At 47.2% G+C, this 24,011-nt stretch carries 21 protein-coding genes and 2 other annotated features; of the genes, 15 read left to right on the plus strand and 6 right to left on the minus strand.

Translation table 11 applies throughout. The annotated features are described in order from the left end of the window. Nucleotides 1–199: 199 nt before the first annotated feature. On the minus strand, nucleotides 200–1,588 hold the full coding sequence (locus AB1L17_RS04575) for a sigma-54 interaction domain-containing protein (protein WP_412843625.1): 1,389 nt from the start codon (nucleotides 1,586–1,588) through the stop codon (nucleotides 200–202). A gap of 202 nt (nucleotides 1,589–1,790) precedes the next feature. On the opposite strand from AB1L17_RS04575, the gene AB1L17_RS04580 reads away from it, so the two are divergent. Together AB1L17_RS04580 and AB1L17_RS04585 are read left to right on the plus strand one after the other, a co-directional pair. Beyond that, nucleotides 1,791–3,002, plus strand: a complete 1,212-nt coding sequence (locus AB1L17_RS04580) for an ornithine--oxo-acid transaminase (protein ID WP_412843451.1) — start codon at nucleotides 1,791–1,793, stop codon at nucleotides 3,000–3,002. A gap of 274 nt (nucleotides 3,003–3,276) precedes the next feature. Next, nucleotides 3,277–3,414, plus strand: a complete 138-nt coding sequence (locus tag AB1L17_RS04585; protein ID WP_412843452.1) for a sporulation histidine kinase inhibitor Sda — start codon at nucleotides 3,277–3,279, stop codon at nucleotides 3,412–3,414. Between the two features lie 71 nt (nucleotides 3,415–3,485). Here the strand turns inward: AB1L17_RS04585 and AB1L17_RS04590 are convergent, their stop codons facing one another. Then, nucleotides 3,486–3,995, minus strand: a complete 510-nt coding sequence (locus tag AB1L17_RS04590; protein ID WP_412843453.1) for a molybdopterin-binding protein — start codon at nucleotides 3,993–3,995, stop codon at nucleotides 3,486–3,488. A 407-nt stretch (nucleotides 3,996–4,402) separates the two neighbouring features. Between AB1L17_RS04590 and AB1L17_RS04595 the strand changes: the two genes are divergently transcribed. The 5 genes from AB1L17_RS04595 to AB1L17_RS04615 all read left to right on the plus strand — a co-directional run bounded on the left by AB1L17_RS04595 (nucleotide 4,403) and on the right by AB1L17_RS04615 (nucleotide 10,669). Then, nucleotides 4,403–5,929: an AbgT family transporter gene (locus AB1L17_RS04595; protein ID WP_412843454.1), complete on the plus strand. Its 1,527-nt coding sequence runs from the start codon at nucleotides 4,403–4,405 to the stop codon at nucleotides 5,927–5,929. A 138-nt stretch (nucleotides 5,930–6,067) separates the two neighbouring features. Continuing rightward, the gene (locus AB1L17_RS04600; RefSeq protein WP_412843455.1) at nucleotides 6,068–7,243 is read left to right on the plus strand and encodes a MalY/PatB family protein; all 1,176 of its coding nucleotides are present in this window, start codon (nucleotides 6,068–6,070) and stop codon (nucleotides 7,241–7,243) included. Between the two features lie 91 nt (nucleotides 7,244–7,334). Continuing rightward, nucleotides 7,335–8,267: a glutaminase A gene (glsA, locus tag AB1L17_RS04605; RefSeq protein WP_412843456.1), complete on the plus strand. Its 933-nt coding sequence runs from the start codon at nucleotides 7,335–7,337 to the stop codon at nucleotides 8,265–8,267. A gap of 93 nt (nucleotides 8,268–8,360) precedes the next feature. Next, nucleotides 8,361–8,642, plus strand: coding sequence for an Fpa/YlaN family protein (locus tag AB1L17_RS04610; RefSeq protein ID WP_049740307.1), 282 nt, complete (start codon nucleotides 8,361–8,363; stop codon nucleotides 8,640–8,642). 104 nt (nucleotides 8,643–8,746) lie between these two features. Then, nucleotides 8,747–8,989 (plus strand) — a binding site (T-box leader). A gap of 42 nt (nucleotides 8,990–9,031) precedes the next feature. Further along, nucleotides 9,032–9,271: a binding site (T-box leader), on the plus strand. A gap of 63 nt (nucleotides 9,272–9,334) precedes the next feature. Beyond that, the gene (locus tag AB1L17_RS04615) at nucleotides 9,335–10,669 is read left to right on the plus strand and encodes a sodium-dependent transporter (RefSeq protein WP_412843457.1); all 1,335 of its coding nucleotides are present in this window, start codon (nucleotides 9,335–9,337) and stop codon (nucleotides 10,667–10,669) included. Between the two features lie 56 nt (nucleotides 10,670–10,725). Here the strand turns inward: AB1L17_RS04615 and cax are convergent, their stop codons facing one another. Then, entirely contained in the window at nucleotides 10,726–11,769 is a 1,044-nt protein-coding gene (cax, locus tag AB1L17_RS04620; protein ID WP_412843458.1) for a calcium/proton exchanger, read from the minus strand. Between the two features lie 105 nt (nucleotides 11,770–11,874). Between cax and AB1L17_RS04625 the strand changes: the two genes are divergently transcribed. Next, nucleotides 11,875–12,135, plus strand: a complete 261-nt coding sequence (locus tag AB1L17_RS04625) for a hypothetical protein (RefSeq protein ID WP_412843459.1) — start codon at nucleotides 11,875–11,877, stop codon at nucleotides 12,133–12,135. A 61-nt stretch (nucleotides 12,136–12,196) separates the two neighbouring features. On the opposite strand, the gene sleB is transcribed toward AB1L17_RS04625, so the two are convergent. Then, nucleotides 12,197–12,955, minus strand: coding sequence for a spore cortex-lytic enzyme (sleB, locus tag AB1L17_RS04630; protein WP_412843460.1), 759 nt, complete (start codon nucleotides 12,953–12,955; stop codon nucleotides 12,197–12,199). A 150-nt stretch (nucleotides 12,956–13,105) separates the two neighbouring features. Here sleB and AB1L17_RS04635 point away from each other — a divergent pair, with 150 nt between their 5' ends. Then, complete coding sequence (locus tag AB1L17_RS04635) at nucleotides 13,106–14,734, plus strand: thiamine pyrophosphate-binding protein (RefSeq protein WP_412843461.1); 1,629 nt, start codon at nucleotides 13,106–13,108, stop codon at nucleotides 14,732–14,734. Between the two features lie 74 nt (nucleotides 14,735–14,808). Then, a complete protein-coding gene (locus AB1L17_RS04640; protein WP_412843462.1) occupies nucleotides 14,809–15,150 on the plus strand; it encodes an Asp23/Gls24 family envelope stress response protein in 342 nt (113 codons plus the stop codon). A 46-nt stretch (nucleotides 15,151–15,196) separates the two neighbouring features. Here the strand turns inward: AB1L17_RS04640 and ftsW are convergent, their stop codons facing one another. Continuing rightward, complete coding sequence (gene ftsW / locus AB1L17_RS04645; RefSeq protein ID WP_412843463.1) at nucleotides 15,197–16,366, minus strand: putative lipid II flippase FtsW; 1,170 nt, start codon at nucleotides 16,364–16,366, stop codon at nucleotides 15,197–15,199. 70 nt (nucleotides 16,367–16,436) lie between these two features. Then, nucleotides 16,437–16,781 carry a YugN family protein gene (locus AB1L17_RS04650; protein WP_412843464.1) on the minus strand — a complete coding sequence of 115 codons (345 nt, stop codon included), beginning with the start codon at nucleotides 16,779–16,781 and terminating at the stop codon, nucleotides 16,437–16,439. Nucleotides 16,782–16,933: 152 nt separating this feature from the next. On the opposite strand from AB1L17_RS04650, the gene AB1L17_RS04655 reads away from it, so the two are divergent. The 5 genes from AB1L17_RS04655 (at nucleotide 16,934) to AB1L17_RS04675 (ending at nucleotide 23,881) form a co-directional block, all read left to right on the plus strand. After that, nucleotides 16,934–17,374 (plus strand): CBS domain-containing protein, encoded by a 441-nt coding sequence (locus AB1L17_RS04655; protein WP_412843465.1) that lies wholly within the window; start codon nucleotides 16,934–16,936, stop codon nucleotides 17,372–17,374. 113 nt (nucleotides 17,375–17,487) lie between these two features. Continuing rightward, complete coding sequence (locus AB1L17_RS04660) at nucleotides 17,488–18,525, plus strand: MerR family transcriptional regulator (RefSeq protein ID WP_412843466.1); 1,038 nt, start codon at nucleotides 17,488–17,490, stop codon at nucleotides 18,523–18,525. A gap of 340 nt (nucleotides 18,526–18,865) precedes the next feature. Continuing rightward, nucleotides 18,866–19,573 carry a thermonuclease family protein gene (locus tag AB1L17_RS04665; RefSeq protein ID WP_412843467.1) on the plus strand — a complete coding sequence of 236 codons (708 nt, stop codon included), beginning with the start codon at nucleotides 18,866–18,868 and terminating at the stop codon, nucleotides 19,571–19,573. A gap of 113 nt (nucleotides 19,574–19,686) precedes the next feature. Then, nucleotides 19,687–22,779 carry a response regulator gene (locus AB1L17_RS04670; RefSeq protein ID WP_412843468.1) on the plus strand — a complete coding sequence of 1,031 codons (3,093 nt, stop codon included), beginning with the start codon at nucleotides 19,687–19,689 and terminating at the stop codon, nucleotides 22,777–22,779. Next, nucleotides 22,760–23,881, plus strand: coding sequence for a response regulator (locus tag AB1L17_RS04675; RefSeq protein WP_412843469.1), 1,122 nt, complete (start codon nucleotides 22,760–22,762; stop codon nucleotides 23,879–23,881). Before AB1L17_RS04670 ends, AB1L17_RS04675 begins: the two co-directional genes overlap by 20 nt. The last annotated feature ends 130 nt before the right edge of the window (nucleotides 23,882–24,011 follow it).

Consider the following 24,011-nt stretch of genomic DNA (forward strand, 5'->3'; position numbering starts at 1 on the left):
CCAAAAATCTTGGCGTTTATTGAATTTGGCGGGGAGGAAACTGGACTGTGCAAGTTTTTTAAAAGGTACCGATGAACAAACAAAGCTAGTGAGAAGAAAAAGCGCAGGGCTCGTAGACCTTGACAGCGTCTACCGAGTCGGAACTTTAAAAAGGGGACCACGGTTGTCGAACACTACCTCTCTGAGAAACAAGATCCCTTCATCCTTTTATTCCCAGCTTGCGTAGTCTATATTGCAGACTCTGACGACTGATTTGCAATTCCTTTGCTGCTCGCGAAATGTTTCCGTTATAGCGTTCCACTACATGGTGAATATATGCTGTTTCAAATTCTAGCATGGTTTCCTTCAGTGGTTTTCCTTCGTCTACAAAGGGCAACGTGTGAGGGGAACTTGGTTCGACCGACACGGAACCCGCAGGAGAGCGGCGCAAAAAGTGGAGTGGTAAATGTTCGTAGCCAATTGTTGATTCATCAAACATCAGATTCATTGCACCCTCAATTAAGTGTTGGAGCTCACGAACATTGCCAGGCCAATCATGCTGGATAAAAAATTGCAGAACTTCGTCACTGATTCCTTTTACTTCCATTTGAAACAGCTCGTTGTACTTTTCGATAAAATGGCTGACCAGCATCAAAATATCTTCCTTGCGTTCGCGAAGTGGAGGAAGAAATAACGTAACCACACCGAGGCGGTAGTATAGGTCTTTTCGCAAATGAGAGTTCGCGATTGCCTCGACAGGATCTTCATTGATGGCGGCAATGATTCGCACATCGATCGAGCGATCCTTCGTGTCCCCAATGCGTCTGATGGACTTCTCTTGCAGGGCACGCAACAATTTGGCCTGTAGAGGCATACTAAGCGAGTTGATTTCGTCGAGAAAAAGTGTTCCGCCTTCTGCTTGCTCGAACAGGCCAGGTCTCTCAATCGCGCCGGTAAAAGCTCCACGAGCAGTACCAAACAGTAATCCTTCAATCAGGCTATCTGGGAGTGCAGCGCAGTTTTGTGAAATGAGTGGACCAGATGCTCGCAGACTGGCATTGTGAATGCTTTGTACGAACAGCTCTTTACCAACCCCGGTTTCACCGACAACCAAGACGGATGAGGAGGTGCGTGCTGCGCGCTTGGCGTTTTCAATCACATCGAGAATAGGCCCGCTTCTCCCAATGATTTGCTCGAATGTGTAGCGAGACCCATTTTTCTGCAGCAGGTTTTCTCTGATCAATCGTTCCATTTTTGTTACATCGTTTGCGATTTCCATCGCGCCAATGATCTTGCCGTTTTCGATGATGGGGTACGTGTTGTTAATAGTTGAAATTTCTTTTTGCTTGTCGTTGAAATACGTTTGACGTGTATTGCGAATGCTATTTCCGGTACGCAAGCATGTGAGTAAGGTACTTTCCTGCCCGTTCGGAAACTGAAACACCTCAGAGAGTGGTTTGTGCAAAACATCATGTCTGGTCATTGATTCCAGCTCGGTCATTTTGTGATTGTAGACAATGGTAGTCCCGTTCGAATCGATGACATGTACACCTTCATTCATTCTGTCCAAAATATGTTCATAAATGCGTAACAACGTGTCAGACACCATGGTCACCAGCCTTTCCTCGTGAAGGTATCATATCATAAAACGAGGGAGTGCAAAAACATTATGCACTGCAAAAGATTATGGATTTCATGTGCAAAATATTTTTGCTCAACTGATTTGGCACCCTTGATTTCGTGAGGGGGTTGGATTTGGCATCAATCTTGCTAGATAATTTTAGCAAGTGATCTTGAAGGAGGCTAACGACATGAGTAAAACTAACGTGGTTATTGAACAAACTGAAAAATACGGTGCACACAACTATCATCCACTCCCGATCGTTATTTCCAAAGCAGAAGGCGTATGGGTACACGATCCGGAAGGCAATAAATATCTCGATATGCTGAGTGCCTATTCCGCTCTGAACCAAGGGCATCGTCATCCACGTATCATCCAAGCCCTGAAAGATCAAGCAGACAAAGTAACACTCACTTCCCGTGCTTTTTACAATGACCAGCTGGGTGAATTTTACGAGAAGCTCTCTGCTGTGACAGGGAAAGAAATGATCCTGCCAATGAACACGGGGGCAGAAGCAGTAGAAACAGCAATCAAAGCTGTTCGCCGTTGGGCTTACGACGTGAAAAAAGTACCGGAAAATCAAGCAGAAATCATCGTGTGTGAAGGTAACTTCCATGGCCGTACCGTAACAGTGACTTCCTTCTCCTCTGCAGAAGAGTACAGACGCGGCTTCGGACCATTCACACCTGGCTTCAAAATTATTCCTTACGGCGATATCGAAGCACTTAAGCAAGCGATTACACCGAACACAGCTGCATTCATGCTAGAGCCGATCCAAGGTGAAGCAGGGATTATCATTCCGCAAGATGGCTACTTGAAGCAGGCACAAGAGGTATGTAAAGCAAACAACGTTCTCTTGGTCAGCGATGAGATCCAGACTGGGTTTGGTCGTACAGGTAAAATGTTTGCCAGCGATTGGGAAGATGTAGTGCCAGATATGTACATCATGGGTAAAGCTCTTGGTGGTGGCGTGTTCCCGATCTCCGCAGTAGCAGCTGACAAGGCAATCTTGAGCGTATTCGAACCAGGCTCCCATGGTTCTACCTTTGGCGGAAACCCACTGGGTTGTGCAGTTGCCGTAGCAGCAATGGACGTATTGGCTGACGAAGGTCTTGTACAGCGCTCCCTGGAAATGGGTGCATACTTCATGGAGAAATTGAAAGAAATCAATAACCCGATCATCAAGGAAATTCGCGGACGCGGTCTGTTCATTGGGTTGGAGCTGACAACTGCTGCACGTCCATATTGCGAAAAACTGAAAGAACTCGGCCTCCTGTGCAAAGAAACACATGAGACAACGATTCGCTTCGCACCGCCACTCGTCATCAGCAGAGAAGATCTGGATTGGGCAATCGATCGAATCAAGCAGGTTCTGCAGGTAACAGAAGCCGCAAACGCATAAACCATACGAGAAAGCCATCCTGTGCAGGGTGGCTTTTTCCGTGGCAGGAAATTATGACAGAATAGTCACATCATTCGTTCGACATAATTCGACTAACTGTGGATAAAAGTAAAAAAACATCCACAAAGGAAATACTTGGATGCTGATAGGTTACACACAACTTGCCCACATGTTACTAACAAGATGTCCACATTGCTTGTGGATATCCGAACGGTTGTTCGATGTGGATGCTTCTGTTACAATGGGCACATAACTGAGATGGAGGTGAGCAAAGGTGAAATACTTAAGTGACCAAATGTTGATAGAAGTATATCATCGCGCTGTCGACCTTCAACTAGATGCAGCTTTTATCGAATTGCTTCGCGAAGAACTACAGCTTCGGAATATCCGGATTACACAGTTCAGCGCCTAAGAGCAAGATCATCACACATACGTAACATATGGCAAAAGCCATCCTCTTTATCATCGGAGGATGGCTTTTGTTTATGCTTGCTCGGTCATAAACTCCAAAGCGGTAATTCCTTTGATGGGAGATTCATTCGCGAGCAATACTTCCGGCAAATAAAAGTACACAGGACCATCTTCTTTAATAGGCCTGCCGTCTTTGGAGAATTGCAGGATGGCTCTTCTTGCCTCTGCAAGTGGAAGAACGATCGCTTCATGATCCTCACGGTGAAGGCGGACATGAGTCACCTCGGGAAGGGGCTCAGCATTTGAAATGAAGGGATCAAGGCGAATGCCATATTCGCCTTCTAGCACTTTACGTTCTTCAGCCAAGCTTTTTCGCTCGGAAGGAAGCGTGGCGCCCTCGCGTAACTCCTTATCCCATTGTGTACCCGTACCATGCAAATACTTCGCCTGAGTAGCCAGCGAGCTGTCGTCTTCGCCTGTGTATGTTTTTAGATCGAATTTTCGTTCATCGAACACCCAGACGGTTGGATCCAATGTAATAGGGAAAGCAATTGCACCTTTGAACACGATAACATCAGACATGCGTCATTCCTCCGTGATCATTCGTAATCAATTTTCATTTTACTATAGACCTGTAAATGACAGCAATTTATGCAAAAAGCGAAAATTTCATAAAATAGTCTAAAAATTATTGACATGAGTTTTATAGATTATATAATCATATTAGAAAGTAATTATGTGAGAGTGAACTTTGCCTTGGATATTTTAACTCTGACTAAAAATTTTGGTTAGGAAAAAGGCATTGCGTACAAGCCTTTCGATTCTTGGAAAGGCTTTCACGAAAAAGGGAAGCTCACTTCGTCTTTCTCCCGCTGAACCATCAACGGCGATGATAGCTAGAGAGAAGGAGATCCACATCATTCATCCCGAGGATGGTTGCCAAGCCGCAAGAACATTTAGGGAATTCAAACGACTTAGGGGGCGAAACTATGGCGAAAGGCACGAACGTGCAAGCAAATCTGATGGAGCAAAAAGGAATTTTGAAATGGATTGAAAGGGTAGGGAATAAACTCCCGCATCCATTTGTGTTGTTCATTATATTGTGTGGAGTACTGATGGTAGTCTCTGCAATCCTCGCAGCCATGGACTTTTCGGTTATGCATCCTGCAAAGGGTGAAGAGGTAGCAGTGAAGAGCTTGCTCAGCGTTGAAGGGATTCACTGGATTTTAACGAGCATGCTGAAAAACTTTATTGAATTTCCAGCACTTGGTCTTGTTCTGGCGATGACGCTCGGAATTGGACTGGCTGAAAAAATTGGTCTTCTGACTACTGTCCTACGCAAAATGATGGCAGGTATTCCGGCGTCGGTTGTTAGTTACGCAATTGTTTTCGTCGGTATTCTAGGAAATCTTGCTTCTGATGCAGCCATGGTTATTATTCCTCCGCTTGGCGGTCTCGTGTTCTTGGCGATGGGTCGTCACCCGATTGCAGGGTTTGCAGCTGGTATGGCTGGCGTATCCTCCGGCTTTACAGCGAACTTCTTTATTGCCGGTACAGATGCACTCTTGGCAGGGATTAGTACCGAAGTAGCAAAAACGATTGATCCGAATGCAATGGTCACTCCAGTAGATAACTGGTTCTTCATGTCTGCCTCCGTTCTTATCCTCGCGTTCTTTGGAGGATGGATTACAGATAAAATTATCGAGCCTCGTCTTGGTACTTATAACGGCGATCGAAATGTACAATTCGAAGAGGTAACACCTCAAGAGAATAAAGCTCTGCGTAAAGCAGGTATTGCAGCGTTGATTTTCGTAGCGATTGTAGCATTGCTGGTCGTTCCGGAAGGTTCTCTGTTGCGTGATCCGAAAACAGGTGCATTCTTGACATCACCGTTTTTGAAAGGGATCATTCCGATCATCCTCCTGTTCTTCGTGACTGTATCGTTAGTGTACGGTAGAGCAATGGGTCTGATTAAAACGTCGAAGGACATTCCGCATTACATGTCCGAAGCAATTAAGGATATGTCCGGCTTTATTGTGTTAGCGTTTACAGCAGCTCAGTTCATCGCTTTCTTTAACTGGAGCAACATCGGTATCTTGATGGCAGTCAACGGTGCAGAATTCATGACGAGCATGGGATTGACTGGCTTGCCGATCATTATTGCCTTTACACTCTTCACGGGTATTTGTAGCTTGTTTATCACGAGTGGTTCTGCGCTGTGGGCGATCCTCGCCCCAGTATTCATGCCGATGCTGATGCTGCTGGATTATAACCCAGCGTTTATCCAGGTCGCATATCGAATTGCGGACTCTGCAACCAATACGATCTCACCTGTGAATCCGTATATTCCACTCTTCCTGGCTTTCTATCAGAAGTATAATAAGAATGCAGGAATGGGAACGATTTTCTCTACGATGACTCCATTTGCAATCGTTTTCCTGGTAGTATGGATCTTGCAATTGACAGCTTGGTACTTCCTGGATCTCCCATTTGGTCCTGGCGTATACGCTCGTTAATTCAATCAATAAAATCAATAAAGAAGAGAGCCGCTCATCGATGCGGCTCTTTTTATATTCGCCAAGGATGCTTGGACAATTGGAAAAAGACCGTTTATGCTGAAGGTATTATGCACGTGACGCGAAATACGGGAGGGAATGGACTTGTACGATTTTGACCAGGTGATCGAACGCAAAGGGACAGATAGTGTCAAATGGGAGATTCAGAATCCCAAAGTGAACGGTGAAGGGATGCTTCCCTTGTGGGTAGCAGACATGGATTTTGCCTGCGCACCTGAAATCACCGAAGCACTAGTGAAACGAGCAAGTCATCCGATTTACGGATACACCTTGAAATCGCACGCCCTTTATCACAGCTTGAAGGAGTGGATACAGAAGCGATTTGGTGTCGCAGTAGAGGAGAGCTGGATGACAGGGATACCAGGAGTCGTTCCGGGCATTCACGTAGCTGTAGAGGCTTTTACAGCCCCAGGAGACGGTGTCTTGATACAGACGCCTGTGTACCATCCGTTTTACCATGCAGTCGAAAATCGTGGACGCCATGTCGTTACAAGCCCGCTAGTAGAACGTAACAGCCGCTATGAAATGGATTGGGATGATCTCACACAAAAGCTGAGCGATCCGAGAGTGAAGCTGATGCTGCTCTGCACGCCGCATAATCCACTTGGTCGGGTATGGACAAGGCAAGAGCTGGAGCGTTTGGGTGAGCTGTGTGTAGAGAATGGCGTGATTGTGGTTGCGGACGAAATTCATTCGGATTTGGTCTATGAGCCAAACATTCATACTCCGTATTATTCGCTATCACCACAGCTGGCCAACCAAAGCGTCACGTTTCTATCAGCCGCCAAAACCTTTAACTTGGCTGGTCTGTACACTTCCTATTTGATGACGCAAAATCAACAGCTGCTGCGAGATTTCTCCAGCACGGCGTCAAAAATGGGTTATGAGAATCTGAATCTGTTTGGGATGGAAGCGACGATTGCTGCTTACCAAAACGGAGAAGCGTGGCTGGAGGAATTATTGATCTACTTACAAGGTAATGCAGCTTATCTAAATGAGTTTTTAGCTACGCGTATTCCTGAGGTCTCTATGGCGATCCCGGAAGCGACTTATTTGGGATGGATCGATTTTAGAAGGTTAGGGCTTAGTCAAGCAGAGCTGAACAAGCTCATTCGAGAAGAGGCAAAGCTCGGTTTGCACGACGGCACGACGTTTGGGCGGGATGGAGCAGGGTTCATGCGAATCAATTTTGCATGCCCGAGATCGATTCTGGTCGAAGCAATGGATAGATTGGAGCGCGCCATCAAGAAGTAGGGGTTAGCCTCAAACCATAATTTGACATAGGTGAGTTAGAAATCTACAATCTAGTTTATATACGTCTAAGTATAGTCTGAGGGGTTATTCGATGGAATTGAAGCGTGCAATGGAACAACTGGCGCAAATACGTAATCAGGCACTTGAGTATACAAACAAGGGTAGGGTAGCGTCTTACATCCCTGAGCTGGCAAAAGTCGATTCACACCAATTGGGAGTGGCAGTATGCTTGCCCGATGGAACGATTCTTTCAGCTGGAGATGCCGATGTGTCTTTCTCGATGCAAAGCATCTCCAAGATTTTCTCCCTGATCGTCGCCTTATGTCAGAACGGGAAGGAACACGTATTTCGACATGTGGGCAAAGAACCAACTGGAGACCCGTTTAATTCCATCATTAAGCTGGAGACGACCGAATCTCATAAACCATTGAATCCGATGATCAACGCAGGGGCCATAGCAGTTGCGGGGATGATTCGCGGTAACAACGTGGACGAACGGCTGGATGCAGTGCTTACTCTGATGCGTAAAATGACGGGGAATCCCCATTTATCTATCAATGAAGCTGTTTATTGTTCCGAAAAGAAAACAGCCGATCGCAATCGTGCTCTCGCGTGGTTTCTTAAGGACAGTGGAATACTCGATACCGATGTGGAAGAGACGCTTGATCTGTATTTCCGACATTGCTCGATTGAAGTGACTGCGAAGGAAGTGGCTACTCTCGGCATGGTGCTTGCTGCAGATGGCATTCTTGTCCAAACAGGTGAGAGAATCATTCCGGAAGACGTAGCGCGAATCTGCAAGACTTTCATGGTTACTTGTGGAATGTACAATGCCTCTGGTGAGTTCGCCATTGACGTAGGAATCCCTGCAAAAAGCGGTGTTGCTGGCGGTATAATGGCGACGGTCCCACAGCGAATGGGTATCGGTGTATTCGGTCCTGCTTTGGATGAAAAAGGAAATTCGGTGGCTGGTGTCAAGCTGTTGGAGCTACTCTCAAAAGAGTGGAAACTTGGTATCTTTTAGCTTCTTGCAGTTGATCTGTCTTCTCCCCTTTTCAAATGGCCCAGAATCGCGTACTATGTATGATAAGGATGGAGGCAAACGGAGGGATAGGTTTTGACAGAAATTAAGGTTCCCGATCTGGAACAAAAAGCGCTAGCGTTGCTTCAAGCAGACGCCGACAAAATTTATAAGCTGATCGACGTACAGATGGAAAACCTGACCATGCCGCAGTGCCCGCTGTATGAAGAAGTGCTGGATACCCAAATGTTCGGTCTTTCTCGTGAAGTAGAGTACGCGGTCCGACTTGGACTGATCGGTGAAGAAATTGGTCGGGAAATTATGGGTTCATTAGAACGTAAATTGGCCCATCTTCATGAACTGTATAATCAAAAGTAAGGCGAGGAGAGCGGTGATTATCCTCGCTTTTCATTTTGTAGAAAAAGTACTTGCCTATTTGTTGTATTTATATTAAATTAAATTCTATAATTTTTTATTAATTGTGAAATGCGATGACGGAGACTAGTATGCGGAATCACCGCTTGTCAGGGAGAAGCTGCCATAGACTGTAAGCAGCTTTGAAGCGCGCCCCGTAGAATTCCCTCCTGAGCAGCCCTCTTAATGGCTTTTGCCTAGTAGGAGGCATCGGGTCATTCCCGTTATCAATGGTCGAGAGAAGTGCCTAAGGGGTTTTGGTGATCCCGTGCACTTAATCAGGGTGGTACCGCGAATAACTCGTCCCTTTTTTGGACGGGTTTTTTTATTTTGGTGAACCCTCATTCATACGAAGAAAAGCAAGGACAGAGACTAGTAAACGGACTAGCTGCATGACAGGGAAGGCTGCCATAGACTGAGAGCAGCCCAATGCCAGCCCCGTGGAATTCACTCTTGAGCTGACCTCTGAACGCAGGCGCCGCCAGTAGGAGAGTCCGGGTCATACCCGTTATCAATGACGAAGCGAGGCATCGCCATAATGGGGATGTCTAAGTAGGGTGGTACCGCGAGAAAAACAGTAACTCGTCCCTTTTTGGGGGCGGGTTTTTTTGTATCCATTTTAGGGCATAAGAAACATCATTGGAGGTTGGGTGCATATGAAACAAGCTGAACAATGGACGAGCAGGCTCGGCTTCATTTTGGCAGCAGCAGGCTCAGCGATCGGACTGGGGGCCATTTGGAAATTTCCTTATATGGTCGGAACGAGCGGTGGTGGAGCGTTCTTTCTGCTATTCATCATCTTTACCATAGCGATTGGTCTTCCTTTGTTGCTAGGAGAATTCACAATCGGACGCAGTACGCAAAAAGAGGCGATCAGTGCATACCGAACAATTGCGCCAGGATCACTCTGGCATTGGATCGGGCGCCTTGGAGTGGTAACCTGCTTCTTGCTCTTGTCCTTTTACAGTGTGGTAGGGGGCTGGATTCTAAGTTATCTTCTTCGCGGGTTTACTGGTCAATTGCAAGGACCAGCTTATGATAAAGTGTTTGGTGACGTGATCGGTGATCCTGTTGGTGCCGTAGTCGCTCAGTTTGTTTTCATGCTCATTACCGCATGGGTTGTAGCAAGAGGCGTACAGAGCGGGATTGAGTCCGCTAGCAAGTACATGATGCCCGGTTTGTTTCTTTTATTCATGGTATTGATGGTTCGTTCCTTGACGCTGGATGGGGCGATGGAGGGTGTTTCCTTCTTTCTGCGTCCTGACTTTTCGAAGCTGAGTGCAGAGTCGATTCTGTACGCGTTGGGCCAATCCTTTTTCGCACTGAGCGTCGGGGTGTCGGTCATGGTCACGTACAGCTCGTATCTTGCCAAAAACGAAAGTCTGGTGCGTTCTGCTGGTTCCATTGTTAGTTTGAATTTGCTCGTATCGCTGTTTGCTGGTTTGGCGATTTTCCCAGCGGTCTTTTCACTCGGAGTAGAGCCAACTGCTGGACCTGGATTGCTGTTTATCGTACTGCCATCCGTGTTTGAACAGATTGCCTTTGGTGGAATTTTTCTGTTAATCTTTTTGGCACTTTTCCTTTTTGCTACGTTAACTTCGGCTTTCTCGATGTTAGAAATTATCGTTGCATCTCTGTCTCAAGGGGACGAATCAAAACGCAAGCGACTCTCTTGGCTGATTGGTCTGTTGATTTTTATCGTAGGTGTTCCGTCGGCTTTGTCCTTCGGCGTCTGGAGCGAGGTAACGCTGTTTGGCAAATCGATCTTTGATGCTATGGACTTTTTGGTTAGCAATATCTTGATGCCGCTTGGGGCGTTGCTCATTGCGATCTTCGTTCCTTTGAAAATGAAGCGTGAGACATTGATAAACGAGCTGGGGGCGCATTCTTCTTACGGCAAACGACTGTTTATCGTCTGGCTTCTCTTGATCAAATATGTAGCCCCAGTCGCGATTCTCGCGGTCTTCCTGCAAATGCTGGGTATATGGTAAAACAACGAAAGGCTTCGCCATGATAATTGGCGGAGCCTTTGCTTTGGACTGAGAACCTATGCGAAGAAAAAGACCGTACCCAAAATAATATAAACCGTTAAGAGTAATACGCCTTCGAACCAGTTGGTGGCGCCATCCCTTGTGATGGAGATGGTAATAAAGGTAGCTACACCAATCGCAGCAAGTTCAAAGGTAGTGAACACAATGTCCATCGGATTCCCGAGCAGGAGGCTGATGATAACGAGAGTGGGGGCAACGAACAACGCAATCTGCAAGCTGGAGCCGATCGCGATTTCGACCGCTGCTCCGATGCGTCCTTTTAGAGCCAATAGCAAGGCAGCACTATGCTCTGCGGCATTACCAATAATCGCAATAACAAAAGCACCAACGAATAGCTCTGACCAGCCTAACGAGCGGGAAACATGCTGAACTCCCTCCACCAGCCATTCAGAAACAACGGCTACGAAAAACGTAGAGACAGCAAGCATCAGGAGGGAGACTCCCTTGGACCATACGGCTTCCGTTCCATGTGGTTCGATGTCCGATAAAAAATCGCTGTGGGTAATCATGGAAAAGATGAGCCACAAAATATAAGCAATAATGAGAAGGCTCGCGATGACAATACTGATGATCTCCACCTTGATCACAGGCAGATCAAACATGAAGACCGCTGGTATGAACAAAGCGACGATCGCGAGTGTCATCAGAGAGGCATTGTGGCTGGCCAGCCTGCTATTAAAGGTTTGTTCTTTGTACTTGAGACCACCCAGCAGCGTGCTTAAGCCTAGCACTAGCAGCATATTTCCAATGATCGCACCCGTAATGGAGGCTTTGACCATATCGAACAAGCCTTCTTTCACAAGAAAAAAAGCAATAATGAGTTCAGCGGCATTCCCGAAGGTGGCATTGAGAAAGCCTCCGATTCGATCCCCAGCATAATGGGCGACACTCTCTGTCGATTTTCCTAACCAAGCCGCCAAAAAAATGATGGCGAGTGAAGAAGTGACGAATTGGAACATTTCATTGCCAGAAAAATAGTGGGCGTAGAGAGCTAGCAGCATGTTTCCACCAACTAATGAGAAAAAGAGTTTCAGGTTCATGTCATCACCTCAGCAGTTTTTCCTTCACACCTAGTAGCTCATAGGTATAGAGTTCCTGTTCTGGACAAAACTAACCATGAACAAGAAAAGAGAGGTGTTTTTTTTATGACCCAGCCTTTGTTGTGCCCCACATGTAAATCGAATCGAATGAGGTTCACTGTCATCGAGCAGACCCCTCGCTATATAAGACTGGACCCACAGTCAGGCGAAGTTGTAGCAGAACTAAATCAAGAGCAGCTCGATCTTTTTCATCAACCGTACAAAGGTGAGAGCTACATGATACAATGCGGAGTTTGCGGAACCACAGAACCGGAAGAGAGATTCGTCAAAATGGCGCAGCATATGCAATCCCAACGTTCGAACTGACTTCAGAAAAGGAAAACAGGCCGGCAGTCAATGACTGTCGAGCCTGTTTTTTTCATACGTGCTAGCGGCAGAAAATATGTCTGCCGATCTTTTTGATTTGCGGACGGCTCCAAATCCAACCGGAAGTCGCTGTATCAGGATTGAAATAATAAATGGCTCCGTCTGATGGGTCCCATCCCTTTAGCGCATCATTCACTGCTTTTGTCGCTTGTTCGTTCGGTGTCAGCCAAATCTGTCCATCCGCAACAGCGGTGAACGCACGTGGTTCGAAAATAACGCCTGCTGGTGTATTCGGAAAGGACGGGTTTTTCGTCCGGTTCAAAATAACCGCAGCGACTGCCACTTGGCCAATGTAAGGCTCTCCACGCGCCTCTCCGTACACGGCATTCGCCATTAAGCGCAGGTCGTTCGCCGATATACCGGCAGCGTGATAGGTAGGCTTAGAGGGCTTCGAAGGTGCGGGAGCAGCAGTTTGGGGCACACCTAGATCGGAAGCAGTGGGCTTATAATTTTTCGTCGCATTGTACAGCTTTACTTTTGTATCGGCACCGAGTACACCGTCTACTGTTATACCAAACTCGTACTGAAAGTTGCGCAGCGCCCAATAAGAGCTCCATCCGAATACGCCGTCTACTTTTCCGGTATAAAAACCGAGGTGCTTCAAGCGATATTGCATCTCCCGTACGTCTTGGCCTTCTGACCCTACTTTGACGATCTGTTTGCTGAATGCATCCGAGCGTAATGGGGAAACCATAACCGCAGTCGTGACCAGGAGCGCGAATACTACTACGGCTAGCAGCCATTTGACAGGCTGTTTCATTAATTACCCTCCTTCGGGTGTGAATTTGAATATCAGTTGATTATTGTTAGGTTCTCCAACTTCCGTCATTTTGGTCTTAGTAAAATGATGGAGAATGCGTAGACTACCAGTAATGTATTTGCACATCGTTACATAATGGGGGGCTTTAGCATGCTAGTCGCGCAATATCTCAAAGAGCAATTGATCAGATGGGGAGTAAAACGAATATACGGTGTAGCAGGAGACGGGATATTTGCCTGGTTGGATCAGATCGCCCAGCAAACGGACATCCAATACGTAGCCTGCAAGCATGAATCTGCTGCCGCGATGATGGCGAGTGCGGAGGCAAAGCTGACAGGGCGTCCAGCTGTTTGTACGGCGACGATGGGGCCGGGGTTCGTCAATCTGCTGAATGGCCTTGCTGATGCGCATACAGATCACGTGCCTGTCATTGCGATTACAGGCCAAGTCGAGACATACAAGCTGGGAGGTGCGTACAAGCAGTTTATTTCTCAAGAAGATATGGTGCGTCCCATCAGTCATTATTCGGCGACGATTACGCATCCCGACGCGATCCAAAGTGTCCTGCATAAAGCGTTTGTCACCGCTATGCAGCAAAGGGGCGTGACACATATCGCCATTTGCAAGGACGTCTTTACGCAAACGACATCAGATGCAGTCATTGCGGCACTGCCACGCATTCCACAAGCCATTTATCCTGATCGGATGGAGATCGAGCTTGCCGCTGAACAGGTAATGAAGGCACAAAAGCCCCTCATCCTGCTCGGTATTGGGGCTCGCAAGTCTGCGGAGATGTGTTTGCAGCTAGCTGAGCAGTTAGGGGCAGGAGTGTTGCTGTCGCTAGGAGCAAAAGGCGCTGTAGATGAATCCCATCCACTTGTATTGGGAGGATGGGGAGAGGGGGGGAGCGAAACAGCTCTACAAGCATTAGCAGAAGCAGATTTGTTGCTGATCTTGGGAGCGAGCTGGTTCCCCCGCTCGTTTTTGCCAAAGGATCTATCCGTCATACAGGTGGAACATCAGCCTGGTTCGATTCATGCTCATCCCTATCTCCAATCGGTCACAGCTGATCTCGAAGATGTACTGCCCATATGGATGAGGCGCCTGCAATCGCGCAGGCAGGACCAGGCGTGGCGTGAGAGGATTGCCTATTGGCATGAAAGGTTTGGCGAGGAGACACAGCAGGCAGTCATCCAGGAAGAAAGTGAGCCTGTGAAGCCACAGACCTTGATGCATACACTAGGGCAGCTCGTAGATGATGATGCGATTGTCGTTTTGGATACAGGAGAGCATACGATCTGGTTTAATCGTGCCTTTCGCGGGAAAAACCAGACACCACTCTTTTCTGGCAAGTGGCGCACCATGGGATTTGGGTTGCCTGCTGCTATTGCGGCAAAGCTGACATATCCAGAGAAGCAGGTCGTCTGTGTGACAGGAGATGGAGGCTTGCAAATGAATCTTGCAGAGCTCCTGACAGCTGTAGAGCAGCAGGTTTCGATTGCGATCTTCGTTGTAAACAATGGTACGCTAGGCTTAGAAGAGGCCAAGATGAGTCAGGCTGGATTGACACCGTTTGGAGTGAAGCTGCACAACCCTGATTTTGAGCAATTGGCGAGTGCTTGCAAAATGAGAGGGAGGGTCGTGGAAGCTGTGTCTTCATTGGCGCCAGTTTTGCAGGAGGCATTGGATGCTGATGAGTTGACACTTGTTGACATCCATTGCACTTCTCCGACATTAACAGAGAGAAAAAAACAAATTTCCTTCCAAGCCCAAGCATGATTTGTTTATAATGAAAAAAAGGAAAATGAAACCAGTGGGAGAAGTTCGAATCGGGCGAAGAGGAGGGCGTCCTGATGGCTGACAGGCTTGGAGAAATCAGAGTGGCAGATCAGGTGATCGCGATTATTGCTGGCGTTGCTGTAGAAGATGTTTTGGATGTGACAATCCGTTCAGGTGGACTATACCAGGATTTGGCGAAAAAACTGAATGGCGGCGCGAAAGGTATTACGGTATCGGTCATTGACGACAGAGTCACCATCGACATGCGCGTGTCCGTCCGTTACGGTGCACAGATCCATCACGTCTGTCACGTCCTGCAGGAAAAAGTCAAAGAAGCGGTGGAAACTTTGACAGGTCTTTATGTGGAAGCCATTAATGTGCGAGTCGAAACGATAGAGCTCACTCGAAATGAGTAAGGAAAAAGGGATACTGGACGCATCCGGTATCCCTTACGTTTGTTTCTTACATGGCATATGGCTGTTTTTGTATTTGCTCCTCTACCTTCTGGCGACTGACTTCCCTTGATATGCTGAGCAAGAAGCCTGTGGAGAGCATACATACGAGTAACGAAGATCCTCCATAGCTAACAAACGGCAGCGGCACGCCCGTCAAGGGAATCAGGCCAGTTACTCCACCAATATTTAAGGTAGCCTGTAGGGCGAACATACTGATGACGCCAATTCCTGCAAGACTGGCAAAGGTGTCTTTTACTCGCAGACAAATATGAATGCCGCGCAGCAGGAACAGCAAGTAGATCAAGAGGAACAGAGACGCACCGATAAAGCCCAGCTCCTCTGTAAGGATCGAGAAAATGAAGTCAGTATGCCGCTCCGGCAGATACAAATACTTTTGAATGCTTTTGCCAAAGCCTGTCCCAGACAGTCCACCGTGGGCGATTGCAATCCAGGATTGAATAATGTTGTAGCCAGTCCCATCCGGATCACTCCACGGGTCCAGATAAGAGTATATCCGATTCAATGCATGCGGCTTCGCTGTTATGTATCCCAGCAGAGCTACGGTAACGACAGGGGCACCGAGACCAATCAGGTGACGGATTTTGGCACCGCCGCAGATCATGACAATCAAAGCGCAGCCCAGCAAGATGGCGGCAGAACCGAGATCGGGCTGAACAACGATCAGCATAAAGAATAGACCCGTTACCATCAGTGGGGGAATCAAGCCAGACTTGAGCTTTTGTACACCGACTCCTTTTTTGGAGAGGATGGCTGCCAGGTACAGAATCAGTCCCAGCTTGGCAAACTCAGCAGGCTGGATGTTGACTGAACCGAGTTCAAACCAGGAGCGTGCACCGTTTTTTGCCTCACCGATCCCTGGAATGAGTACCAAGAGCAAGGAAAAAAAGCTGACCAACGCAATCAACAAGAAATTCTTTTTATAAAAGGAGAAGGGGATGTTCATTGCGACAAGCATCCCAACTATCCCAATCAGCAAGAACAGAGACTGGCGTTTTACGAAATACAGCTCGTCTCCCCCGCAGTATCCGCAACCGTTGATTGAAAAGCTGGTCAAAGCGAAAATGGAGCTGGAACTAAGCACCATGGTTATGCCAAACCCAACAAGTAGGGCGGTCAAAAACAGGAGCAAGAAGTCAGGTACGCCCCTCGTCTTCATAAAAATACCCCCCTCTACGTGAAACAGAGAGGGGATTCCTCTCTGTACCACCGTGCATTTTCATTTTTAATTAGTGCGAGGACAGCTTTTCATTGAGCATTTGCAGCTTCAATTTCGCTGTTTTCACAACGGAGTCTGGCATTGGGAAATCGTAATCCAGACCGTGTGGGAAAAGATGTTTGCCCATGTAAGGATCTTCGAGTTTCAGGACAGCGTGCGTATCCTCTAGTTTGCCTTCTGTCACGTTCGCTTCGATACGCAGGTAGAAGACGTTGCCTTTATCTTGGATTTTATAATCGTATGTAGCATGTTTGTAATCCCAAGCTCCGCGATCAAAACCGAGGTCGCTCATGTAGTGCTCCAGATCGGCGAAAAAGACTTCTTTCGTGCCAATCCCAGTGTCCTTAATGACCATTCTTTTTCCTCCTAAAAATGGGTGAGATATTCACTTCTTAATGATAGTCTGTTTTTGGAAGAAGCGCAATATATCATACTCTTTCTTGCGCATGAAACGATAGGGGAGCGGACAAACTACAATCGTTGATGAGCAAAAAGGAGGAGAACGAGATGGCGAAGTTGGAAAATCGCACACTGCGCGAAATTATGACAAAAGATGTCGCTACCGTGACGCTTAAGGATAATGTGTACGAAGTGGCTTGCAAAATGCGCGACTGGAATGTTGGAGTCATTCCTGTTGTGGATGAGAAAAGTGATGTGATCGGTGTCATTACAGACCGCGACATTGTGATTCGTGGTTTGGCAGAAAAGCATGAGGGCTCGTCAGCCACCGAGGTTGTCATGACACGCGACATTGTTCTCGGCCAACCGGGGATGACCGTCGATGATGCGGCCAAGATCATGGCTCAGCATCAAATTCGTAGACTTCCCGTTGTTGAGCATGGCAAGCTAGTAGGCATTGTGGCATTGGCAGATATGGCTGTTCGTCAAGTTCACCACGATGAAGCTAGTGACGCTCTCCAGCAAATTTCGGAGCCGGCGACCCACTAAACGGAATGAGTAAGCTGTCGGGAGCGATCCGGCAGCTTTTTTCGTTTCCTTCTGTACATTCTCGCTGCGTTAAGGTTTATGATAGGGGGAGAATGAGACAGGGAGAGAGTTCCATGCAAATAAAAGACATGGCCCATCGGTTGCAAATAACTCCGCGTGCGATTCGGTACTATGAAGAAAAAGGGCTGATCAAGCCTTCGAAAGCAGATGAGTCCGGGTATCGCCAGTTTACGGAGGAAGATGTGTGGCGGCTGCAAACGATCATTACGCTGCGCGAGGTCGGGATGGGAGTAGAAGACATTCGGGAGCTCCTGATTCAAATGCAAGATCAGGAGGGCAGTCTACTCCATTACCTGGAGCTCCAACGTTCTTTTATGTATACAAGGTGGGTAGAAATGAGCAAGGTCATTCAGACGACAGAAGCGATGATAGAGCGTATAAAGAGCAGAGAGGCCATTGATCCTGCTGAGCTTTTTACACTTGCAGAGGCGAACAAGCGATTGAAGCAGACGCGGGACAACTGGGTGGATCGATGGAATTTTAATGATTGGGCTGACCGTTACGACGAATGGGTACATGGCGGGCATGGGCATGAGTCGTACGAAAAAGTTCTGGATGAAGTCGTAGCGACAATCGTCGTGAAACCGGGAGAGTGCGGTCTGGATGCCGGAACGGGTACAGGTAACCTCGCAGGGCGCCTCGTGAAGCAAGGAGCCAAGATGAGCGGGTTCGACCAATCGCCACAGATGCTGAAGCAATGCAGGGCGAAGCATCCAGAGGTGGAGACGAAGCTGGGTACCTTTTTCGCCTTTCCGTTTTTAGAAAATCGGTTTGATTTTGTGGCTACGAGCTACGCCTTGCACCATTTGACGGATGATCAGAAGCAGCTCGCCTTGACCGAATGTCGTCGCGTACTGAAGCCAGGGGGACGATTGGTCATTGCGGATTTGATGTTTGTGGATGAGGCTCATAGACTTGCCCATCTCCAGGCATTAGAGGATGCAGGCCAAACGAAAGTGATTGAAGATATACATGATCGTTGTTATGCAGATCGCTCTCGATTGCTGCGGGAGCTTGCGCATCTTGGCTTTACGAACGAAGTCAAACAGCTGGGGACTTATACGCATTTGATCTTGTCTACCTGCAAATAGAACACGCATATCACTTTTGGGCTCTTCCAAGTACTGGCACGCATCTAGCCTCTTGCATAGGCTGTAGCGAGAAGGAAAGGAGGACTCCGCCATGGGTCTGTTCGACGGTTTTTTTGATCGTGATAACGAGGAATTCATTTGGATTATTATTGTCGTGGTCGTCCTGTTGTTCTTGTTTAGTGCCGATCGTGACTAAAGTCTGGACGTATAGACAAAACGACCTTGCGCGAAGGTCGTTTTTTTCGTTAGGGAAAACGGACTTTTTTCTCTCCTATTGACCTGCGCTTGTTAATCCACTACGCTGGAAAACAATGCAACCAAGAAGAGGGGAAGGAAGTCTATGAAGCGATTTACCATTTATCTGCTCGCACTGATGGCTTTGTTGACTGCCTGTGCATCCTCCGGTCAGCCAGAGGCAAACGGAGAGATGGATGCTGTGATCAAACGAGTGGTGGATGGCGATACGTTCGAGCTGGACAGCGGGGAAAAGGTCCGCATGATTGGGGTGGATACGCCGGAGACAGTCAAACCCAACCATCCAGTGGAACCGTACGGAAAGGAAGCGAGCAACTACTCCAAGGAGCTTTTGACCGGAAAACAGGTCAAGCTGAAGTTCGATGTCGAGCCCTATGACAAGTACAAGCGCTTGCTTGCTTATGTATATTTGGCAGACGGCACTTTCGTCAATGAAAAGCTTATTCGTGACGGCTACGCCCGGATCATGACGATTCCACCGAATGTTGCCCAAGCCGAGCTGTTTCTGGCAGCAGAGCGGGAGGCTCGCGAACAAAATCGAGGGTTATGGGCGCTAGAGGGGCAGCAGACAGAGGCTCCAAAGGAAGAAGCGAAGCCTAAGGAATCGAAGAAAAATACGACGGCCGACACCACGCAACCAGAAGGCAAGACCATTAAAGGCAATATAAACAGCAAAGGCGAGAAAATTTATCATGTTCCCGGCTCTGCCAGCTACGACCAGACAAAAGCGGAAATGTGGTTTGCGACAGAGGAGGAAGCGCAGCAGGCAGGCTTCCGGGCGCCAAAACGATAGGTTATGTGGTAAAATATTGCTCAAATAAACAACAGCAAGGAAGAGGCTAAAAAGGGAGAACCCTCCTGTTTTTAGCCTCATTTATGTATGGGCAAAAAAATGGAGATAACCGTATGAACATCAAACGAGTAACGATTATTAGTGCAATCGTGATGTTTCTGGCTTGTGCAAACATCCTTTCATTTTTTGAGTGGACTGATCAACCAGTTGCGAAAAATGGCGTTCTCGACCTTCGCGGCTGGGAAGGAGTCGGGAAAGAAGTCATAAAGCTGAAGGGCGAGTGGGAGTTTTATCCTTACCAGCTGGTCGAAGGCCCTGTAGAGAAGAGGCAAGTCAGCCCAACCTACATACGAACACCTGGAAATTGGCGGGAAGGCCTCGGAAATGATCATCAAGCAGGTTCGCTTGGCAATGGAACCTATCGATTGAAAATCTTGTTTGATCATGATCAAAACGAAATGTTTGGGTTTCGTGTACCGCTTATTCGATCCGCGCATCGCTTGATTGTGGGACAGGAAGAGATTGGTTCACTTGGTGTTACATCGAGTGACCAAGCAAAATCAGTAGCCGAGGTTGTTCCATATGTGGCTTTTAAAGAGATACACGGACAAAGCGTAGACGTGATCGTACAAGTCACGAATTTTGATCATGGAACGAGCGGAGGTATTATTCAATCCATCAGTATGGGGACAGCCGAGCAAATAAACAAAGAACAGCAATTGATCAGCGCATTTGATTTTTCGATCATGGTCGTTTATGTATTGTTTTCATTCTATTTTGGACTCATTCATTTCCTGGATCGGCAGAAAGGCTGGATTCACTTATCATTGCTCTTCTTGTTTAGTACGCTCGTTGCCGGCGTGAATGGAACGAAGTGGTTGCTGGATGTATTGCCGATGCTGTCTTTTCATTACGTTGTAGCTGTGTACTGGGTAGGGTCGATTGGAGTAACCGTCTGTCTGTACATGTTTGTACACAGCCGGCATGAAAAAAACGGACGTGGAATCGTGAAAGCATTTGTGCTTGCGTTTTGCGCAATAGGTGCTGCAGTAGCTCTGTTTTTTCCCACCCCGATGGCTACGAAAATATTGCTTTTATGGAACCTGGTGATCGTGCTTATTTATTTGCATGTACTCGTTATGCTACTGCGTAGTATTCGGCGTAAAGAGCAAGGCGCATGGTACGATTTTTTGGCGATTTGTCTGTTTGCGTTTCACGCAGGGCTGAATCTGATTCTACTTTTTGGCTTCAGTGAGTCAGAAAAATGGTACTTTGTGCAAGCGATGATTTTTTTGATTGTGGCATCTTTTCTTTTTTTACAGCAATTCTTTCTAGCCTTTCGAAAATCGAAACAGCTGTCTTCGGAAATGCAACAGATGGATGGACTCAAGAACGAGTTCATGGCGAGTATTTCGGAGCAGATGACGACGCCTTTGAATGCCATGATCAGTATCGCAGATGCAAGGCTTCATTCAGATGACAGATTGGCTCCCGATCAAATTCATGATTTGCGTATTGTCACCTCCATTGGCTGGTCGATGAGAAGCCTGGTCAACGATTTACTTGATTTTTCTCGTCTCCGCAATAAGGATATGGTGCTGCAAATAAGACCGATCGACTTGATCTCCGTCATGGAAGAAGTGATTGAGCGATTTCATTACCTCGATTTTGATGAGAGCATTTTGTTCGTCAATAAGATTACATCAGGATTTCCTCCGATATTGGCGGATGAGCAGCGATTGAATCAAATTTTGTTTAGCATGATCCAGTATGCCAGGAAAAAGACGAGAAATGGGCAAATCAACATAGAAGCTTTCCATAACGGGGAATTTGCTGAAGTACAGATCAACATGCAGGGAAGCGGGGTTACAAAAGAAAATCTGGCGGAGATTATCGCTTTGTGGAGTCAGGACAAGCCGTTATACCAAACCATGCCAACAGATAACGCCGTGATGAGCCTGATGCTCGTGAGAACGTTGGTTGAAATGCACGGGGGGCGAGTCAGTGTTTGTAAGGATGCTTCTGACTCTATTATTTATCTGCTTTCCTTCCCTTTTGCACATCGTGGACATTTGGAAGTCAGTCATGCAGGCTTGGACATTGCTGCGACAGAATACGTGCCGGATGTGAAAGGGAAGGAAAACGGCAGCTACAGGCGGCAGCAATTAAGATGGGACGAAGAAATGCATGACGCAGAAATATTGATCGTCGACGATGATGCCCTGAACTTAAGTGTTCTGGTCAAGCAGCTCTCACTTGATCAGTATCGGGTAACAGTAGCTCGGGACGGTCTGGAAGCCTTGGAGCTCCTCGGAAAAAGAAGAAATGTCGACCTCGTCATTATTGACCGGACCTTGCGCGGAATGTCGGGATTAGAAGTAAGTCGCAGAATCAGAGAGCATTATTCCTTATTTGAGCTGCCTATTCTGCTCCTGACATCTGGCGGCTATGCTGATCACGCAATCACGGCAAGCCAAGCAGGTGCCAACGATTTTCTGACCAAGCCGATTGAGTCTGCGGAATTACGAGTACGCGTGCGCACTTTGCTGCAATTGAAGCGCTCGATTGGCGAGCGTATACGCATGGAGCTTGCATTCTTGCAGGCACAAATCAAGCCGCATTTTTTGTTCAACACGTTAAACTCCATTGCATCCCTAAGTAAAAGCGAGCCTGATCGGATGGCAACGCTGTTGACGGAGTTCGGTCATTATTTGCGGGAGAGCTTTCGATTTGAGAACTCGGAGCCGTTGATTCCGTTTGAGAGAGAGCTATTATTGGTCAAGTCGTACTTGCATATTGAAAAAGTACGATTTGAAGACTGGCTTACGTATGACATTGAGCTAACGTGCACGACGGATTTCTTCATCCCTCCCTTGACGCTGCAGCCTTTGGTGGAGAATGCCATACGACATGGTATTATGCAACGAGCAGAAGGTGGGCACATTGGGATTCGCGTCTACCGAGAAGGACCGGAAGTACGCATTACGATCGAGGATGATGGTGTGGGGATTGATGCTGATTTCTTGAAGTGCATTTTTGAAGAGAGACCTTCAGGAGGAATCGGCATCAAAAATATTGAAAGACGCTTAAATCAATTATTTGGACATGGATTGAACATCACAAGCGAAATAGGAGTGGGGACGAAGATTCTAATTCGCTTGCCATTGGAGGGAGTGGCGGTTGTACATGAAAACGATCATCGTTGACGATGAACCGTTAGCATTGCGCAATTTGGCTGACGAGCTATTACGAATTGGCGGTATAGACATCATTGGCAAATTTCGTCAACCAAGCATGGCGCTTGAGATGATATACAAAGAACGTCCACAAGTCGTGTTTTTGGATATCCAGATGCCAGAAATGAATGGAATTGAAATGGCAGAGCGCATTCTCCAGCACTTGCCAGAGACGCGAATCGTCTTTATTACGGCGTATGATGAATATGCGGTAAAAGCATTTGAGCTAAGTGCACTGGATTACCTCCTGAAACCGGTCCAGCACGAGCGTTTGTGCAAAACAATCTCCCGTTTGGCGAGTGTCCATAACCAGAGTGATCACATACAGCCTGATAAGCCTGGGGTCATTCATTGTTTCCGAGCTATACAGTTCGAACAGCCAGGCAAGGAACCGATCACACCACGCTGGAAAACGTTGAAAGCACAGGAGCTGTTTTCCTATCTGCTGCAATTTCGCGGAACCCCTGTTAAAAAACAGACGCTTCTCGATCAATTGTGGCCAGATATTGAGTGGAAAAGAGGAATTACCCAACTATACACTGCGATTTATCAAATTCGAAAAATCCTGGGTGAGGAAGGGATCAGTACCCGAATCCTCAATTGTGATGAAGGATATATGCTCGAGCTGAACGGAATGAAGCTAGATGTAGAGGAATGGGAAAACAAGCTGGAGGAAGCTCCGGGCTTATCGCTTGCGACAGTGGAGTGGCATCAGCGCCTCGTCCAGCAATATCGCGGCGATTATTTGGCGGATCATCATTATATATGGGCAGAGTCCGAAAAAAGCAGGCTGCGGGGAAAATGGCTCCATCACGTTCATCTGATTGCCCGCTGCTATATGGAAAATAACAAGACTTCTGAAGCGATTACGCATTACTTGTATGTACAAAAGGTACTGCCGATGGAGGAAAGTGTTTATTTTGAGCTGATGCGACTCTATGATCTACGAGAAGACCGATTCTCGGTTGAAAAACAATACGAGCTGTTAAAAACGATGCTTCTCCAAGAATTTGATGCAGAGCCCCATTCATTCGTGATTGAATGGTACACGGATTGGAACAGGAATGGCTAATGAATGTTTACAATTACCTCGGCTGCTTATGCAGTCGGGGTTTTTCTCTGTCGAAAAGAGTTTCAAAAATCTTTCAGAACGATGTTGTATGATAAAAAAGGTCAAAAGACCTATGGATAATGTCGATATG

The sequence above is a fragment of the Brevibacillus jepli genome (assembly GCF_047229145.1).
GTDB lineage: Bacteria > Bacillota > Bacilli > Brevibacillales > Brevibacillaceae > Brevibacillus.

What these genes read in the sequence shown, in the direction of transcription:
- AB1L17_RS04575 (WP_412843625.1), bottom strand. Translation starts at nt 1,588, where the DNA reads ATGGTGTCTGACACGTTGTTACGCATTTATGAACATATTTTGGACAGA.
- AB1L17_RS04580 (WP_412843451.1), top strand. Translation starts at nt 1,791, where the DNA reads ATGAGTAAAACTAACGTGGTTATTGAACAAACTGAAAAATACGGTGCA.
- AB1L17_RS04590 (WP_412843453.1), bottom strand. Translation starts at nt 3,995, where the DNA reads ATGTCTGATGTTATCGTGTTCAAAGGTGCAATTGCTTTCCCTATTACA.
- AB1L17_RS04595 (WP_412843454.1), top strand. Translation starts at nt 4,403, where the DNA reads ATGGCGAAAGGCACGAACGTGCAAGCAAATCTGATGGAGCAAAAAGGA.
- AB1L17_RS04600 (WP_412843455.1), top strand. Translation starts at nt 6,068, where the DNA reads ATGGACTTGTACGATTTTGACCAGGTGATCGAACGCAAAGGGACAGAT.
- glsA (WP_412843456.1), top strand. Translation starts at nt 7,335, where the DNA reads ATGGAATTGAAGCGTGCAATGGAACAACTGGCGCAAATACGTAATCAG.
- AB1L17_RS04615 (WP_412843457.1), top strand. Translation starts at nt 9,335, where the DNA reads ATGAAACAAGCTGAACAATGGACGAGCAGGCTCGGCTTCATTTTGGCA.
- cax (WP_412843458.1), bottom strand. Translation starts at nt 11,769, where the DNA reads ATGAACCTGAAACTCTTTTTCTCATTAGTTGGTGGAAACATGCTGCTA.
- AB1L17_RS04625 (WP_412843459.1), top strand. Translation starts at nt 11,875, where the DNA reads ATGACCCAGCCTTTGTTGTGCCCCACATGTAAATCGAATCGAATGAGG.
- sleB (WP_412843460.1), bottom strand. Translation starts at nt 12,955, where the DNA reads ATGAAACAGCCTGTCAAATGGCTGCTAGCCGTAGTAGTATTCGCGCTC.
- AB1L17_RS04635 (WP_412843461.1), top strand. Translation starts at nt 13,106, where the DNA reads ATGCTAGTCGCGCAATATCTCAAAGAGCAATTGATCAGATGGGGAGTA.
- AB1L17_RS04640 (WP_412843462.1), top strand. Translation starts at nt 14,809, where the DNA reads ATGGCTGACAGGCTTGGAGAAATCAGAGTGGCAGATCAGGTGATCGCG.
- ftsW (WP_412843463.1), bottom strand. Translation starts at nt 16,366, where the DNA reads ATGAAGACGAGGGGCGTACCTGACTTCTTGCTCCTGTTTTTGACCGCC.
- AB1L17_RS04650 (WP_412843464.1), bottom strand. Translation starts at nt 16,781, where the DNA reads ATGGTCATTAAGGACACTGGGATTGGCACGAAAGAAGTCTTTTTCGCC.
- AB1L17_RS04655 (WP_412843465.1), top strand. Translation starts at nt 16,934, where the DNA reads ATGGCGAAGTTGGAAAATCGCACACTGCGCGAAATTATGACAAAAGAT.
- AB1L17_RS04660 (WP_412843466.1), top strand. Translation starts at nt 17,488, where the DNA reads ATGCAAATAAAAGACATGGCCCATCGGTTGCAAATAACTCCGCGTGCG.
- AB1L17_RS04665 (WP_412843467.1), top strand. Translation starts at nt 18,866, where the DNA reads ATGAAGCGATTTACCATTTATCTGCTCGCACTGATGGCTTTGTTGACT.
- AB1L17_RS04670 (WP_412843468.1), top strand. Translation starts at nt 19,687, where the DNA reads ATGAACATCAAACGAGTAACGATTATTAGTGCAATCGTGATGTTTCTG.
- AB1L17_RS04675 (WP_412843469.1), top strand. Translation starts at nt 22,760, where the DNA reads ATGAAAACGATCATCGTTGACGATGAACCGTTAGCATTGCGCAATTTG.